A 15,581-nucleotide genomic window follows, 5' to 3' on the forward strand; every position below is an offset into this window, starting at 1 on the left:
TTCTAGTATCTAGAGGATATGATATTGTTTCAAATGGAACAGATAATCACTTAGTATTAGTATCATTCTTAAATAAAACATTCTCAGGAAAAGATGCAGATGCAGCATTAGGAAACGCAGGGATTACTGTAAATAAAAATACAGTTCCAGGTGAAACAAGATCGCCATTTGTAACTTCGGGAATTAGAGTAGGAAGTCCTGCATTAACAGCAAGAGGAATGCAAGAAAAAGAGTTCGAAATTATTGCAAATAAAATGTGTGATGTATTAGATGATATTGAAAATACAGAACTACAAAAAACAATAAAAGAAGAATTAAAACAATTAGCTAGTAACTTTGTAATTTACAATCAATCTACTTACTAATCTTACCTTTTATACTTAGAATATTTTTTTATTCTAAGTATAAATTTATTTACACTCTTTTAAATATTTATAAATTGTAGCTCTTGAAATATCTAAAATTTCACAAAGATATGATACTACATTTCTAATTGAAAAAATACCTTCACTATTTAAATATATAATTAACTCTTTTTTATCTTTAATTTTTAAATCTTCAATCTTTAAGGAGTGTAGTTTTAAATAAGTATTAATAGTAGTTAAAGTATGTTCTTTCCAATCTTGAGAAAATAGTGCTTGAGGTTTTTCTTTTGGTTCTTCTATATTTAAAAAACCTTTTAAACTTTCATACATAGTATCAAAAACTTCGGTTTTAAAATTTATACAGATTATTCCAATAGGTTTTTTATTTGCATCTCTTAATATAGTAGATACTGTTTTTAATCTTGAACCATCAATATTTGTTTTATTATATGGTCCTACAATATCTTCTGTAATTGAATCAATATCTTTTACATCATTTATCATTTTATCACCTATTTCTCTTTTAGAAAAAGGATTGACTATATGAACTAATTTTTGGGTTTTAAGGTCATGAAGTACTACTTCAACATTTGGATAAAAGAGTTTTCCAATTGAGTTACATAATGGGATAAAGAGTTCTAATTGTTTATTCATAAAAAATAATACAATAAAATTCTTTAAAATACAAAAAGTCTATTTAAAACAATTAATTGACAAAAAGTCTATTGCTGTGTATAATACTTCCTTCAAAAGGATAGGTAATGTTAAAAGGTATTATAGTTTTATTAGTATTTCAATTTTTTGGAGAGTGTATATCAAAGTTTTTTGAGCTTTTAGTTCCAGGTCCTGTAATTGGAATGATTTTGTTATTGGTATTTTTGATGATTAGAAAAAGTAGTTTTGCTAGTTTAGATAATGCTGTATTTTTACATTTAAGATATCTTCCTATGTTGTTTATTCCAGCAGCTATGGGAATTATTACTCAAATTGATATTATCACAAAAGAGTTTTGGGCTATTCTTATTTCATTATTAGTAGGAACTATAATTGCATTAATTTTTTCTGCAAAACTTATGGATTATCTTACATCTAAAAAGCAGGAACAATCATGAATTTTGAAGCATTAATCACATATATAAATTCAACTCCATTAACATGGTTAATAGTTACATTGCTATCATTTAAAATTGGAATTATAATTTATGAGAAGTTTAATAAACATACATTATTACAGCCAATTATTATTGCATATATTCTTATAATGTCTTTGATTGTATTAACTGAAACTTCATTTGAAGAGTATTTTAAAAGTGTAGAGATTATTCATTTTTTCTTAGGCCCTGCAACTGTTGCTTTAGCATTGCCTTTATATAATAATCTAAAATATATAAAGTCACTTTTTGTTCCAATTGTAGTGACACTTTTTGTTGCAGGAGTTTTTTCAATCTTAATTGCTGTTGTTTTATTATGGATTTTTGGGGCAGAACTTCCAACAATTTTATCTATGACAACAAAATCAATTACTGCACCAATTGCAATAATCACATCAGAACAGATTGGAGCAATACCATCTTTAGCAGTTGGTTTTGTACTAATAACTGGAATGATTGGAGCATTATTAGGAACTATTGTTTTTAAACTTGTAAAAGTTAAATATGAAACATCAAAAGGTTTTGCTTTAGGTTTAGTTTCTCATGGAATAGGAACAGCAAGAGCTATTGAAATAGGAGAAAAAGCAGCTGCTTTTTCAGCACTTGCTATGGGTTTAAGTGGGATATTTACAGCAATATTTCTGCCTTTAATTATCACTTTTTTTACAAAATAAAATAAGAAGGGAATTAATACTAAATAAGTATTAATTTTCTTCTTTTAGTTCAAAAATCTTTACACAGTTTCTATTAGAGTTTTTAGCCTCATATAAAGCATCATCAACACGTTTAATACAAGTTTTTAAACTATCACCTTGCTGATATTGATAGATTCCAAAACTAGATGTGATTTTTATATTCTTTTTAAAGTTATAACTTTCAACTAACTTTCTTAATTTTTCTGCAAGTCTTAATGTATGCTCTTTATTTGTTTGAGGGCATACTATCATAAACTCTTCACCACCCCATCTTCCAATAAAGTCGGTTTTTCTTATATTTTGAGATAGAATATTTGAGAACTCTTTTAAAACAGAATCTCCTCTTATATGTCCATAATTATCATTTATCTTTTTAAAGAAATCAATATCTGCCATTATTAAACATAAGTCATTATTGTATCTTTGTGATAAATCAATCTCTTGTTGAATAATTTCATCAATTTTACTTCTATTATTTATTTGTGTTAATTTATCTATAGTTGAAAGAATCTCTAGTTCTTTATTAACTAAGGATAAACTTCTATTAGAACGTATGATGATAAAAAGAATTATTGAAATAAATATTAAAAAAACAATAGAAAATATTTTGATAAATAAAATCATATTAAACGTTTTTTCTTTTACTATTGTTAGCCATTTATTTATAATATTGTTTTTAGTCTCTTCATCTAAAGTTTTAATAGCTTTATTTAAAATATTTAGTAAAATTACTTCATCATTTCTAACACCTATTTTTACATCCATATCCATAAATGTTTTTCCAGAAATTCTAATATCAGAAAAATTTTCTTTTTGAGTAGTATAAACAACATTTGGTAAGGTGTCTAAATAAGCATAAGCTTCACCATTGTTTACCTTAGTTAATCCCTCTTTTATATTTTTTACTTCAACTATATTAATATCTGGATATTTAAGTTTAATTAAATCGATAGTAGCAAAATCTTTAATTAAGGCTATTTTTTTATGTCTTATTGATTCTAAATTTGTAATAAACATTTCACTATTTTTTGTAGCAATAACAAGTGGAAGAGTTAAATAAGATTGTGTAAAGTTTATATACTCTTTTCTTTTATTAGTTTCTACAATAAAAGGAATAATATCACACTTTTTATTTTTCATTAAATTTAGAGTGTCTCTCCATGATGTCTTACCTAAAAGTTCAAATTTTATTGAAGTATTTTTTGATAAAGATTTTATGAAATCAGGAATAATTCCAATATATTCACCTTTTTCATTTACTTTTTCAAAAGGCATAAAATGTGGATCAACACACATAGTAATAGTTTTCTTTTTATCTAAGTATTCAATTTCATTTTTTGCAAATAAAAATGAATTACTTTTTTGTTTAGTTAGATTTATTTTTTTTAGCCATTTATCTCTTAAGGCTTGAATTTCTTGTTTTGAAATAGCTTTTTCAGCTTTTCTTATAAGATTTTTTAACAGTTTATTTTCTTTATTATAAGCAAAATAAAAGTGCAAGATATTATCATCAATATTTCGTGTAAGTTTTAGGTTTGTTAGTCGATGTTTATTTATATTATATTCAACTATCGTGTTTAATCCATAAGCAATATCTGCTTCATTTCTTGATACTGCCTCTAGCATTTCAAAAGTATTATATGTATCTAATATTTTTACGCTTGGATACTCTTTTTTTACTTTGTCATAACTATAATAACCTTTTACTAAAGCAATAGTTTCATCTTTTACTTTTTTAAAAGAGTTTATATTTTTTTCATCAATTCTTGTAATCATTGATGGGTATAAAGATTCATAAGGTAAATCAGAAAATAAAAAAAACTTTTCTCTTTTTTCTGATTTTAAAACATTAACCATCATATCTAATTCATTGTTTTTAAGCATTGTTATAAAATCATTCCATTTACCAGGAACATATTCAACTTCTAGTGCTAACTTATTTGCAATAAGATTCATATAATCAATTGAGAAACCTTTTGCAATATTATTTTCTAAAAAGTTATAAGGCGCAAGATTTGAATCATTTTGGATTCTTAGTACTCTTTTATTTTGCAAGTAAGTTAATTCTTCTTGGGTGAAGTTTAGCTCTGTTTTAAAATAAACTGTAAGAGTTCCTAAAACTTTACCTTTTGAATTAATAATATCTTTTTTATAATAATCAGTAGTTTTAGAAAAGTTATCTTCTAAAGGAGTATCTTTTAAAACAGCCATATATTCATCATCTTTATATGAACTATATAAGGTATTTGTTTGCTTAGTTAATTCAAAAGCTACAATTTTGTCGTAGTTTTCATAGTATAGTTTTAAAATATTTGATAATTCAACTTCTTTATTTTTTTTATCAACAATAATATCTTTTAAAGTGTCATTTAATAAATCAATATTAGTTTTAATATTATTATTTAAAGTACTAACAGTTTTAGAAAACATATTAGTAGTTAAAAATAGGAAAAAGAAGATACTAATAATAACTTTAATCATAAAAAACCTTTGTCTATCATAGTATATGATTATATAATAAAAACGTGACAACTGTTATTAAGTAATTACAGTAATTGATTTAAATACTAATATTTTAGTTTTAATATTATATATCAAGATATATTGATATATAATACGGTAGAATTTAAAATTGATAAAAAGGATTCATTATAGATGTTTATTTAAAAACAGTATCTGCATTAAATGATGATACAAGAGTAAAACTATTGAAATTTATAAATATACATGGAAAGTGTTGTGTTTGTGATTTAGAAAATTCATTCGAAATGATTCAATCAAGACTTTCAAGACATTTAAAAATATTAAAAGAAGCAGGTTTCTTAAGAGTTGATAGAGTTGGTAGATGGGCTTATTATAGTTTACGTTCACCTCTTGATGAATTTAGAAATGCATGTATAAAAGAGATTATGTATTTAGATATACAGTTACCAAAAATAAAAAGATTATGTGAAACAAAGGAAAATAATTGACTGAAACTTTATTTGTATATGGTACTTTAATGCCAAATTGTCCAAATGGACATGTCTTAGAAAACATTGTTGGTAAGTTTGTGCCAGCAACTGTAAAAGGTTATTTAAAAGATGCAGGTTGGTCTGCTTCTATGGGTTATCCTGGAATTAAATTAGATGAAGAGGGTGATACAGTTCATGGATATCTGTTTTATTCAAATAATCTAATTAACCATTGGGATAATTTAGATGAGTTTGAAGGTGAAGAGTTTGAACGTCAAGAAGTAAATGTTGAAAGATATGATGAAGTAGATGTTGATACATTTATTTATGTACTAAAAGCAAGTGAAGAACAAATAAAAGAAGACATACTGTGATACTTGCAAGTTTAATATTTATAGTTACACTTATTTTTGTAATATGGCAACCCAAAAATTTACAAATAGGTACGAGTGCAGTTCTTGGAGCAATTGTTGCATTAGTTTTAGGAGTTGTTAGTTTTTCTGATGTTTTAGTTGTTACAAATATTGTATGGGATGCAACACTGTCATTTATTGGGATTATTATTTTATCAATGGTATTAGATGAAATTGGTTTCTTTGAATGGTGTGCTTTAAAAATGGCTAAGTTTTCAAATGGAAATGGTTTTAAAATGTTTGTTTATTCTATTCTTTTGGGAGCATTTGTATCAGCACTTTTTGCAAATGATGGAGCAGCACTAATTTTAACTCCAATATTACTTGCAAAAATGAGAATATTAAAACTAAATATGAAATCAATTATTGCATTTTTACTAGCAGGTGGATTTATAAGTGATAGTGCATCTTTACCTTTAGTATTTTCAAACCTTACAAATATTGTAACTGCAAACTATTTTAACATTGGATTTTCTGAGTATATTTCAAATATGTTTTTACCATTTGTAGTAAGTGTAATAGCTTCGATTGTTTTTTTATGGATAATTTTAAGAAAAGATATTCCAAAAGAAGTGGATATTTCTTTATTAAAAGATCCTTCAACTGCAATAAAAAATAAAACTCTATTTTATATTTCATGGGTATTTTTAGCTGTTTTATTAGCTGGATATTTTATAGGAGATATGTATGATTTACCTGTAAGTGTTTTTGCTCTTGGAGGAGGTATACTATTTTTAATTATTGCAACATTATTTAAAACTGTAAAGCCAAAAGAAATTATTAAAGAAGCACCTTGGCAAGTTGTATGGTTTAGTATTGGATTATATATAGTTGTTTATGGTCTTAAAAATGCTGGATTAACTGATTATCTAACAGTTGTATTAAAAGACTTAAGTTTAAGAGGTGATACTATTGCTATTGTTGGAACAGGTTTTATATCAGCATTTTTATCAGCAATTATGAATAATATGCCAACAGTTATGATTATGGATATAGCATTACAAGATATACCAAATCAAGCATTAGCATATGCAAATATCATAGGTTGTAACTTAGGGCCTAAAATGACACCATTTGGTTCATTAGCTACACTATTATGGTTACATGTATTAGCAAAAAAAGGTGTAAATATTTCATTTGCACAATATAGTAAATTTGGGTTTTTAATAACACCACCAGTTTTACTAATCGTATTATTAGCATTATAAAAGGGAATATAAGTGGAATTAATTTTAATCGCAATTGCATTAGCAATGGATTCAGTAGCTGTATCAATAGCAAGTGGAAGTAAATATAAAAATATAAATTTTGCAACAACTATTAAAATAGCACTGTTTTTTGGACTATTTCAAGGATTAATGCCTTTAATTGGATATTTTTTAGGAAATGTATTTGCATCATTTGTAGATAGTTTTGATCACTATATTGCATTTGTTATCTTAGTTTATTTAGGATATAGAATGATTCAAGAAGCAAGAGAGGGTGATTTTGAAGATGAGGTAAAGGATTTAAAAAATAAAACTTTATTAATCTTAGCCATTGCTACAAGTATAGATGCTCTTGCAATTGGTATTACATTTTCATTTCAAGAAATTGATATTTTATATGCAGTATCACTTATTACAATAATTACTTTTGTATTATGTGTAGTAGCTGTTTATATTGGTAAGTTTTTAGGTGGCTTTTTAGAAGATAAAGCTGAATATTTAGGTGGGATAATTTTAATAATCTTAGGATTTAAAATCTTACTTGATGGTTTAAATATAATTTAGGGGAAAACAATGGAAAAAAGAGTTTTAATTTTATGTACAGGTAATTCATGTAGAAGTATTATTGCAGAAGCACTAATAAATGCGAAGTTAGATGGTATTAGTTCTGATTCTTCAGGTGTAAAAGCAAGTGGTAGAGTAAATCCAAATGCTCAAAAATTATTAGAGCAAAAACAAATTTGGAAAAAAGAGTATCACTCTAAAACTATTGATAAAGTAATAGATAATACTTATGATTTAGTGGTAACTGTTTGTGGTCATGCAAATGAAACTTGTCCAATGTTTCCAAATGCTACTAAGGTAATTCATGTAGGATTTGAAGACCCAGATGGAAAAGGTTTTGATGCTTTTGAAGAAACATATAAAGAGATTGAAGAAGTTTTATTACCAAAAGTTATTGAAGCTTTAAAATAAAATGTTTTTTTATTGGGAAAGAGTTGTTGATTTTTTAGTTTATTCATTATTTGGATTTAATAAAGATGAACATTTAGCACAAGCTTTACACTTTTTTATTTATGATACTATTAAAATATTTATCTTATTAGTTTCAATTATTTATCTTGTAACAATATTAAGGAGTTATTTCCCAGTTGAAAAAGCACGTGCTTTTATAAGTGGTAAAAATAGAATTACAGGGCATATTTTAGCAGCTATTTTTGGGGTAATAACTCCTTTTTGTTCATGTAGTGCAATACCACTTTTCTTGGGTTTTTTACAAGCTAGAATACCTTTAGGAGTAACTTTTTCATATTTAATTTCTGCACCACTTAGTGATGCTGTTGTAATTGCACTTTTACTTTCACTTTTTGGCTGGAAAATTGCACTATTATATGTATTGGTTGGTTTAGCAATAGCTATAATCGCAGGACTTATTATTGGTGGATTAAATCTTGAAAAAGAGGTTTTAATTGAAGTAAAACCGATGAATATTGATTTTAATGAAGAAGAAGTATCTTTTAAAAGTAGATTAAAAGAATCATGGGAATTTACAAAAGATATCTTCAATAAAATTTATATATATGTAATAATAGGTGTTGGTATTGGAGCGTTTATACATGGATATGTTCCAACAGATTTCATCAGTAAATATGCAGGAGGAGATGTTTGGTATGCTCCGATTGTTGCTGTTATTATGGGAATTCCTATGTATTCAAATGCAGCAGGAATTTTACCTTTAGTTGAAGTTTTAACAAATAAAGGAATGTTACTAGGAACGGCGCTTTCATTTATGATGGCAGTTGTTGCTCTTAGTCTTCCTGAAGCTATGATTTTAAAAAGAGTATTATCAGTAAAGCTAATATCTATTTTCTTTGGTATTGTAGGTTTTGGGATATTAATAGTTGGATATTTATTTAATATAATTTTATAAGGAAAGTAAATGAAAATTGAAATTTTAGGAACAGGATGCTCAAAGTGTAAAGCACTTGAAGAGAATACAAAAAAAGCAGTTGCACAAGCAGGAATATTTGCTGAAATTGAAAAAGTTGAAGATATTGTAAAAATAATGGATTATGGTGTTATGAGTACTCCTGCTCTTGTGATTGATGGTGTTGTTAAAAGCACAGGAAAACTTCTTAATCAAGAAGAAATAAAAGCATTACTTAAATAAAGAAGAGATATGAAAACATTAAAAATATATGACCCTGCTATGTGTTGTCCAACTGGTGTTTGTGGAACAGATGTAGATACAAAGTTAGTACAACTTGCAAGTTTTTTAACTACACTTGATAAAACTAAATTTGAAGTAAGCAGATATGGACTTACTACTGAACCTGCACAATATGTACAAAATAAAGAAGTATCAAGAATATTAAATGAAGAGGGAGTAGATTCTTTACCTTTGTTTTTTATAGATGATGAACTAGTATTTTCAAAAGAGTATCCAAGTGTTCCACAACTAAGTGCTAAACTTGGTCTTGCTTCTTTTGTAGCAAAGTTTTAATATGAACTCTTTACTTTCTAAAATCCCACAATTTCTTTTTTTTACAGGAAAAGGTGGGGTTGGTAAAACATCAATGTCTTGTGCTATTTCATTAGCACTTGCACAGCTTGGAAAAAAAGTTCTTTTAATTAGCACAGACCCAGCATCAAATCTTGATGAGGTTTTACAAGTAGATTTAAAAAGTACACCAACAAAAGTTCAAGATATAGAAAATTTATATGCAATGAATATTAATCCTGTAGTTGCTGCAAATGAATATAAAGAGAAAATGGTAGGACCTTATAGAGGATTATTACCTAAAGAAGCAATAGAGCAAATGCAAGAGCAACTTTCAGGTGCTTGTACAGTTGAAATTGCAGGATTTAATGAATTCTCAAAATATGTAGGTGATAAGAATATCATAGAAGAGTATGATCATATTATTCTTGATACTGCACCAACAGGGCATACTCTAAGACTTCTAGCCCTGCCTGCTGCATGGAATGATTTTATTGCAAATAATCAAACAGGAAGTTCTTGTTTAGGACCAGTTTCAGGATTGTCTGAATATAAAGAGCTTTACGATAATGTTGTGAAAAATCTAAAAAATAAAGATAAAACACTTTTAATTTTAGTTAGTCGTGCTGAAAAATTATCTCTTATTGAAGCCAAAAAAGCAAGTAATGAATTAAAAAATCAAGGTATGAAAAATCAACATCTTATAATAAATGGAGTATTTACTCATAATAGTGATGATAAAATTGCACAAGCCTTTTATGCAAAATCAAAAGATGCCTTAGAAAATATTCCAAAAGATTTACAAGATTTACAAAGTACTCAAATTGGTTTTTATCCAAATGGTATTGTTGGAATTGATTCTTTAAAAGCTATTATAAAAAGTGATATACCAAAAGATTTCACTAATGCAAAAGAGAAACTACAAGAAGCTTTAGCTCTTGACTTAGAAGATATAACATCTTGGGATAGTTTACTAAATGATATAGAAAAAGATTGCAATGGTGTAATTATGACAATGGGAAAAGGTGGTGTTGGAAAAACAACAATTGCTTCAATGATTGCTTCACAATTAGCAAAAAGAGGGCATAAAGTAACTTTATCTACAACTGATCCTGCTTCTCATTTAGAGTATATTTTACAAGATGGAAACTCAAATTTAATAATTGAAAAAATTGATCCTAAAATTGAAACTAAAAGACATGTAGATGAAGTTATATCAAAAAATGAAGGGAAACTTTCACTTGAAGATATGAACTTACTAAAAGAAGAACTAAGTTCTCCTTGTATAGAAGAAATAGCTATTTTTGAAGCTTTTGCAAAAACAGTGGCAATTGCAAAAGATAGATTTGTAGTTCTAGATACTGCGCCAACAGGACATACACTTTTACTTTTAGATGCTTCATCTGCTTATCATAAAGAAGTATTAAAAAATTCTAATAATGAAATGAGTGAAGAGTTAAGTTCTCTTATTCCAAGAATAAAAGATCCAAAATTTACAAAAATACTTATTGTAACACTAGCAGAAGCTACACCTACACATGAAGCAAAAGATTTACAAGAAGATTTAAAAAGAGCAGGAATTAGACCTTATTCATGGATAATAAATAGAAGTTTTGCTGTATGTAATACTTCAGATAATCTTTTATGTCAAAAAGGCTTAAATGAATTAAAATATATAAATGAAATAAAAAATGAATTATCACAAAAAACTGTAATCTCACCGTGGATAGAAGTTGAAATCAATGATAGTAAGAGTTTAGAAAAATTAATTTAATTAGTAAAATAACTTATGAAACTTTTATGTAATTTTTTGCCATATATTTAAAAACTTTTAGATATAGTTGCAAAAATTTATATTAAAGAGAAAATTTGAACGAGAATAGATTAGGGCAGTTATATGCCGTTTTAGCATTTTTATTTTGGGGTGCACTTGCCCCAATATATTTTAAACAAGTATCAAGTGTAGAACCATTAGAAGTTTTAATACATAGAATTTTTTGGTCATTTATAATTTTAATACCATTATTATATATATCAAAACAAGATAAGATTTTTAAACTTACAATAAAAGATTTAAGAAAAGTAAAATATTTAGCATTATCAACATTCTTTATATCTTTAAATTGGCTTGTTTTTATTTGGGCTGTAGGAAATGATAAGATTATGGAAACAGCACTTGGATATTATATAAATCCTTTAGTAAGTGTATTTTTGGGATATCTGTTTTTTTCTGAAAGAATGACAAAATATCAATATGTAGCTATTTTTATTGCTTTTATAGCAGTTCTTTATCAGTTAATTACTATTGGTTCAATTCCTCTTATTTCACTTGCTTTAGCACTTAGCTTTGCTTTTTATGGAATGATAAGAAAAAAAGTAAATATTGGTTCTATTGTTGGCTTATTAATTGAAACATTAATTTTAATGCCTTTTGCAATTATTGGAATATATTATCTTTATATAAATAATTCTATTTCATTTTTAAATTCAAGCAATTATATAAATATAATGCTAAGTTTAGGTGGTTTAGTAACAATTATTCCTTTGCTTTTATTTAATGGCGCTGCTACAAGAATGAGACTAACAACTTTAGGCTTTTTTCAGTATATTGGGCCAACTTGTGCTTTTTTACTTGCAGTTTTTGTATATAATGAAGAACTAAATTTTGATAAATTAGTAACCTTTTCATTAATATGGTTAGCTTTAGTAGTATTTTCTATTGATTCTTTTAAGAAAATGAGAGGTTTAAAAAGTAAATAGGATTAAAAATGAGTAAAATATTTAATAGTGTGAATAATATATCTGCAATAAAACTAGCTTTTTTATTTGCAGTTTTTTGTAATGCCGTTGTTGATGTATCACACAAGGTTTTATTACAAAATATAGCATTTAAAGTTTTTGATGGAAGTGAACAAGTAATTTGGATTTCTATTATAAATGCTATGATAATTATTCCCTTTTTACTTCTTTTTACTCTAAGTGGTTACTTATCTGATAAATATAATAAAAAAAGTATCATTGTTTATGGAGCGGTTTCATCTTTTTGTTTATCTGCTTTAATGATATTTGCTTATATGAGTGGTAGTTTTTATTTTGCAATGATTGTTTTAGTTTTATTAGCTGCTCAAAGTGCAATTTATTCACCTGCAAAATTTGGACTTATTTTAGATATCTATGGCAAAAAAAACCTAGCATTAGGAAATTCAGCACTTCAATCTATTTCAATAATTGCAATACTTTTTTCAATTGGAATTGCTTCTTATTTCTTTGAGAGTTTTTATGTCTTAAATAATCTTGATACTTTAAATACAAAAGAGCAACTTCTTGATGCAATATTACCTCTAACTTATTATGTTTTACCTATTGCCTTTTTAGAAATGTTAGTATCTGTTTTATTGCTAAGAAAAATAAAAACAAACTATAAAGAAAATACAAATTTATCATTAAATAAAGAAGAGTTTTTTAAAGCTAAACTTTTTGCAAAAAATATAAATACAATTTCATCAAATAGTGTAATATTTTTATCAGTAATTGGTTTATCAATATTTTGGGGAATTTCTCAAGGTTTAATGGCCGTATTTCCCTCTTTTGCAAAACAGTATTTATATATAACAGATGTATTTGTAATAAATGGTGTTTTAGCAGCTTCTGGAATTGGAATTGCTCTTGGGGCATTTGTATATTCAAAAATATCAAAACATTATATTGAAATTGGAACAATTCCAATATCTGCTTTAGCAATGGCAGTTTCTATTTATATTTCAACTATTGTTCAAACACCATTTTTATTAGCCATGTCATTTTTATTTTTTGGTTTCTTTGGTGGTTTATTTATTGTTCCATTAAATTCATTAATTCAGTTTAATGCTAAAAAAAGAGTTTTAGGAACTATACTTGCTGGAAATAATTGGTTTCACTCTTTATCTATGTTTTTAATGTTGAGTATGACTACTATTGTTTCATTTTATGCACTAGATCCATTAAATACAATCTATTTGATTTTGTGTATTACAATAATTGGAGCACTTTATACTATTTATAAATTGCCTCAATCAATGTTATTACTATTTTTAAAAGTTGTAGTAGGTTTAAAATATAAACTTGAAGTAAATGGTGTTAAAAATATTCCTTCAAGTGGTGCTGTATTATTACTTGGAAACCATGTTTCATGGATTGATTGGGCTGTGATTTTAATGTCTACACCAAGAGAAGTAAAATTTGTAATGCATAAGCCAATTTATAATAAATGGTATTTAAAATGGTTACTAAAAATGTTTAAAGCAATACCAATATCAAATACATCTGGTAAATCAACTCTTCAGATAATAGCAAAACACTTAGACGAAGGAAGTGTTGTAGTTCTTTTTCCTGAAGGGAATATTACAAGAAATGGTCATTTAGGTGAGTTTAAAAAAGGCTTTGAGATGATATTGGCTTTTACAACAGTTGATGTAAATGTGGTATCTTTTCATATTAGAGGTTTATGGGAATCTATGTTCTCAAGAGCTAATAAAAAGCTAAAAAAATCTTATAGAACAAATACTGTAAGTGTAAGTTTTTCAAAAGCAATAAAAAAAGAAAAAGCAAATGCTTATACTATTAAACAAGAAGTTATAAACTTATCAACTATTTCATGGAAAGAACATATTAAAAGTTTAGGTACATTAAGCGAAACAATTTTTGATAGGTTAAAAGAAGTTTCAAGTGAAATGATTTTTGCTGATTCAACAGGTTTAGAATTAAGTGCAAATAAGTTTTTAACTGTATCAATTTTATTTAAAAATTTATTAGAAAAAGAAGTAAATAATCAAAATATAGGTTTATTATTACCATCAACTGCTGCAGGTGCATTTATTAATTATTCAGTTTTAATGATGGGAAAAACAGCTGTAAATTTAAACTATACAGCAGATATTGAAACTTTAAAATTATCTATTGAAAAAGCTGAAATTAAAACAATTATTTCTTCAAAAAACTTTATTGAAAAACTGAAATTAAAAGCTATAAATTTAGAAGAGTTATTCTCTTTAGTTAATGTAATTTATGTTGAAGATTTAAAAGCAAAAATATCAAAACCAAAAGCTATTTTTACACTATTAAGTGTTAAGTTTATTCCTAGTTTTATTTTAAAACCAATACATCTTAAAAAAGTAAATAAAGATGATACAGCATTGATTTTATTTTCATCAGGAAGTGAAGGAACACCAAAAGCAATAGAGTTAAGTGGAGATAATGTATTAGGAAATTCTCAACAAATAGCAAGTGTTTTAAATGTAAATGATGATGATATAATTGTAGGTTCATTACCAATATTTCATGCTTTTGGTATTGTGGTTACTACATACTTACCTTTAATTGAAGGTATAAAATGTGTAGCTCATCCTGACCCAACAGATGGTTTAGGTTTAGGAAAATTAATATATAAATATAAAGCAAGCATAATGTGCGGAACGTCAACATTTTTTAGACTTTATACAAAAAATGCAAAAGTAAATCCTTTAATGTTTGAAAGTCTAAGACTAAGCGTTGCAGGGGCTGAAAAACTAAGAGCTGATGTACGAACAGATTTTAAAAATAAATTTGGGAAAGATATATTAGAAGGTTTTGGAACAACTGAAACGTCACCTGTTGCTTCTTGTAATTTACCTGATGTTTTAACAGCAGAATATGAAATACAACAAGGAAATAAAGTAGGTAGTGTTGGTATGGCACTACCTGGAACACTTATAAAAATTGTAGACCCTAATACTTTTAAAGAGTTAGAGGTAGATGAAGAAGGAATGATTTTAATTTCTGGTATTCAAGTAATGAAAGGGTATTTAAAAGATGAAGAAAAAACTAAAAAAGTTCTAAAAAATATTGATGGTCATACTTATTATATTACAGGGGATAAAGGAAAAATTGATTCTGATGGTTTTTTAACAATTGTAGATAGATATTCAAGATTTGCAAAAATAGCAGGTGAGATGATTAGTCTTACAAAAGTTGAAGAAGAGATAGCAAAAATAGTACAAATAGATGAAGAATCAAAGATAGATTTTATTGCAAGTGCAATTGAGGATGAGAAAAAGGGTGAAAAAATTATTCTTTTGATATCTCATGTAGATGATAATTTTATTATTAAACTGCAAAATGATATTTTGAAATCATTTGGTAATAAATTAATGATACCATCACGAATTATAAAAGTAGAAGAGATACCTAAATTAGGTACAGGTAAAAATGATTTTAAAAAAGCTAGTTACTTAGCACTAAAGAATTAAATAACATTGTTTATTAATCAACTTTAATTCTT

General features: G+C 26.3%; 15 protein-coding genes and 1 pseudogene. 14 read left to right on the plus strand and 2 right to left on the minus strand.

Annotated features, from left to right (window positions below):
- Positions 1 to 365: pseudogene (gene glyA, locus ACERKK_RS02665) on the plus strand (serine hydroxymethyltransferase); the annotation flags it as partial.
- A gap of 45 nt (positions 366 to 410) precedes the next feature.
- Here the strand turns inward: glyA and ACERKK_RS02670 are convergent.
- The gene (locus ACERKK_RS02670) at positions 411 to 1,019 is read right to left on the minus strand and encodes a transcriptional regulator (RefSeq protein WP_373771530.1); all 609 of its coding nucleotides are present in this window, start codon (positions 1,017 to 1,019) and stop codon (positions 411 to 413) included.
- Between the two features lie 107 nt (positions 1,020 to 1,126).
- Here ACERKK_RS02670 and ACERKK_RS02675 point away from each other — a divergent pair, with 107 nt between their 5' ends.
- The gene (locus tag ACERKK_RS02675; protein WP_373771531.1) at positions 1,127 to 1,477 is read left to right on the plus strand and encodes a CidA/LrgA family protein; all 351 of its coding nucleotides are present in this window, start codon (positions 1,127 to 1,129) and stop codon (positions 1,475 to 1,477) included.
- Positions 1,474 to 2,190, plus strand: a complete 717-nt coding sequence (locus ACERKK_RS02680; protein WP_373771532.1) for an LrgB family protein — start codon at positions 1,474 to 1,476, stop codon at positions 2,188 to 2,190. The genes ACERKK_RS02675 and ACERKK_RS02680 overlap by 4 nt, the downstream gene beginning before the upstream one ends.
- A gap of 30 nt (positions 2,191 to 2,220) precedes the next feature.
- On the opposite strand, the gene ACERKK_RS02685 is transcribed toward ACERKK_RS02680, so the two are convergent.
- A complete protein-coding gene (locus ACERKK_RS02685; RefSeq protein WP_373771533.1) occupies positions 2,221 to 4,692 on the minus strand; it encodes a diguanylate cyclase in 2,472 nt (823 codons plus the stop codon).
- A gap of 170 nt (positions 4,693 to 4,862) precedes the next feature.
- On the opposite strand from ACERKK_RS02685, the gene ACERKK_RS02690 reads away from it, so the two are divergent.
- From ACERKK_RS02690 to ACERKK_RS02740, 11 genes are all read left to right on the plus strand, one after another.
- A complete protein-coding gene (locus ACERKK_RS02690) occupies positions 4,863 to 5,183 on the plus strand; it encodes an ArsR/SmtB family transcription factor (protein WP_373771551.1) in 321 nt (106 codons plus the stop codon).
- The gene (locus ACERKK_RS02695; RefSeq protein ID WP_373771534.1) at positions 5,180 to 5,539 is read left to right on the plus strand and encodes a gamma-glutamylcyclotransferase family protein; all 360 of its coding nucleotides are present in this window, start codon (positions 5,180 to 5,182) and stop codon (positions 5,537 to 5,539) included. The genes ACERKK_RS02690 and ACERKK_RS02695 overlap by 4 nt, the downstream gene beginning before the upstream one ends.
- Positions 5,536 to 6,786, plus strand: coding sequence for an arsenic transporter (locus ACERKK_RS02700; protein WP_373771535.1), 1,251 nt, complete (start codon positions 5,536 to 5,538; stop codon positions 6,784 to 6,786). The genes ACERKK_RS02695 and ACERKK_RS02700 overlap by 4 nt, the downstream gene beginning before the upstream one ends.
- A 12-nt stretch (positions 6,787 to 6,798) precedes the next feature.
- Positions 6,799 to 7,350, plus strand: a complete 552-nt coding sequence (locus tag ACERKK_RS02705) for a manganese efflux pump MntP family protein (protein WP_373771536.1) — start codon at positions 6,799 to 6,801, stop codon at positions 7,348 to 7,350.
- A gap of 9 nt (positions 7,351 to 7,359) precedes the next feature.
- Positions 7,360 to 7,761: an arsenate reductase ArsC gene (locus tag ACERKK_RS02710; protein WP_373771537.1), complete on the plus strand. Its 402-nt coding sequence runs from the start codon at positions 7,360 to 7,362 to the stop codon at positions 7,759 to 7,761.
- A gap of 1 nt (position 7,762) precedes the next feature.
- Complete coding sequence (locus tag ACERKK_RS02715) at positions 7,763 to 8,716, plus strand: permease (protein ID WP_373771538.1); 954 nt, start codon at positions 7,763 to 7,765, stop codon at positions 8,714 to 8,716.
- A 9-nt stretch (positions 8,717 to 8,725) separates the two neighbouring features.
- Positions 8,726 to 8,956 carry a thioredoxin family protein gene (locus ACERKK_RS02720; protein ID WP_373771539.1) on the plus strand — a complete coding sequence of 77 codons (231 nt, stop codon included), beginning with the start codon at positions 8,726 to 8,728 and terminating at the stop codon, positions 8,954 to 8,956.
- Between the two features lie 9 nt (positions 8,957 to 8,965).
- On the plus strand, positions 8,966 to 9,289 hold the full coding sequence (gene arsD / locus ACERKK_RS02725) for an arsenite efflux transporter metallochaperone ArsD (RefSeq protein WP_373771540.1): 324 nt from the start codon (positions 8,966 to 8,968) through the stop codon (positions 9,287 to 9,289).
- Between the two features lies 1 nt (position 9,290).
- Positions 9,291 to 11,060: an arsenical pump-driving ATPase gene (arsA, locus tag ACERKK_RS02730; protein ID WP_373771541.1), complete on the plus strand. Its 1,770-nt coding sequence runs from the start codon at positions 9,291 to 9,293 to the stop codon at positions 11,058 to 11,060.
- A 95-nt stretch (positions 11,061 to 11,155) separates the two neighbouring features.
- Positions 11,156 to 12,046 (plus strand): EamA family transporter RarD, encoded by an 891-nt coding sequence (rarD, locus tag ACERKK_RS02735; RefSeq protein ID WP_373771542.1) that lies wholly within the window; start codon positions 11,156 to 11,158, stop codon positions 12,044 to 12,046.
- An 8-nt stretch (positions 12,047 to 12,054) separates the two neighbouring features.
- Positions 12,055 to 15,549: an acyl-[ACP]--phospholipid O-acyltransferase gene (locus tag ACERKK_RS02740; protein ID WP_373771543.1), complete on the plus strand. Its 3,495-nt coding sequence runs from the start codon at positions 12,055 to 12,057 to the stop codon at positions 15,547 to 15,549.
- Positions 15,550 to 15,581: the final 32 nt, after the last annotated feature.

The organism is Poseidonibacter sp., from assembly GCF_041821165.1.
Taxonomy (GTDB): Bacteria; Campylobacterota; Campylobacteria; order Campylobacterales; family Arcobacteraceae; genus Poseidonibacter.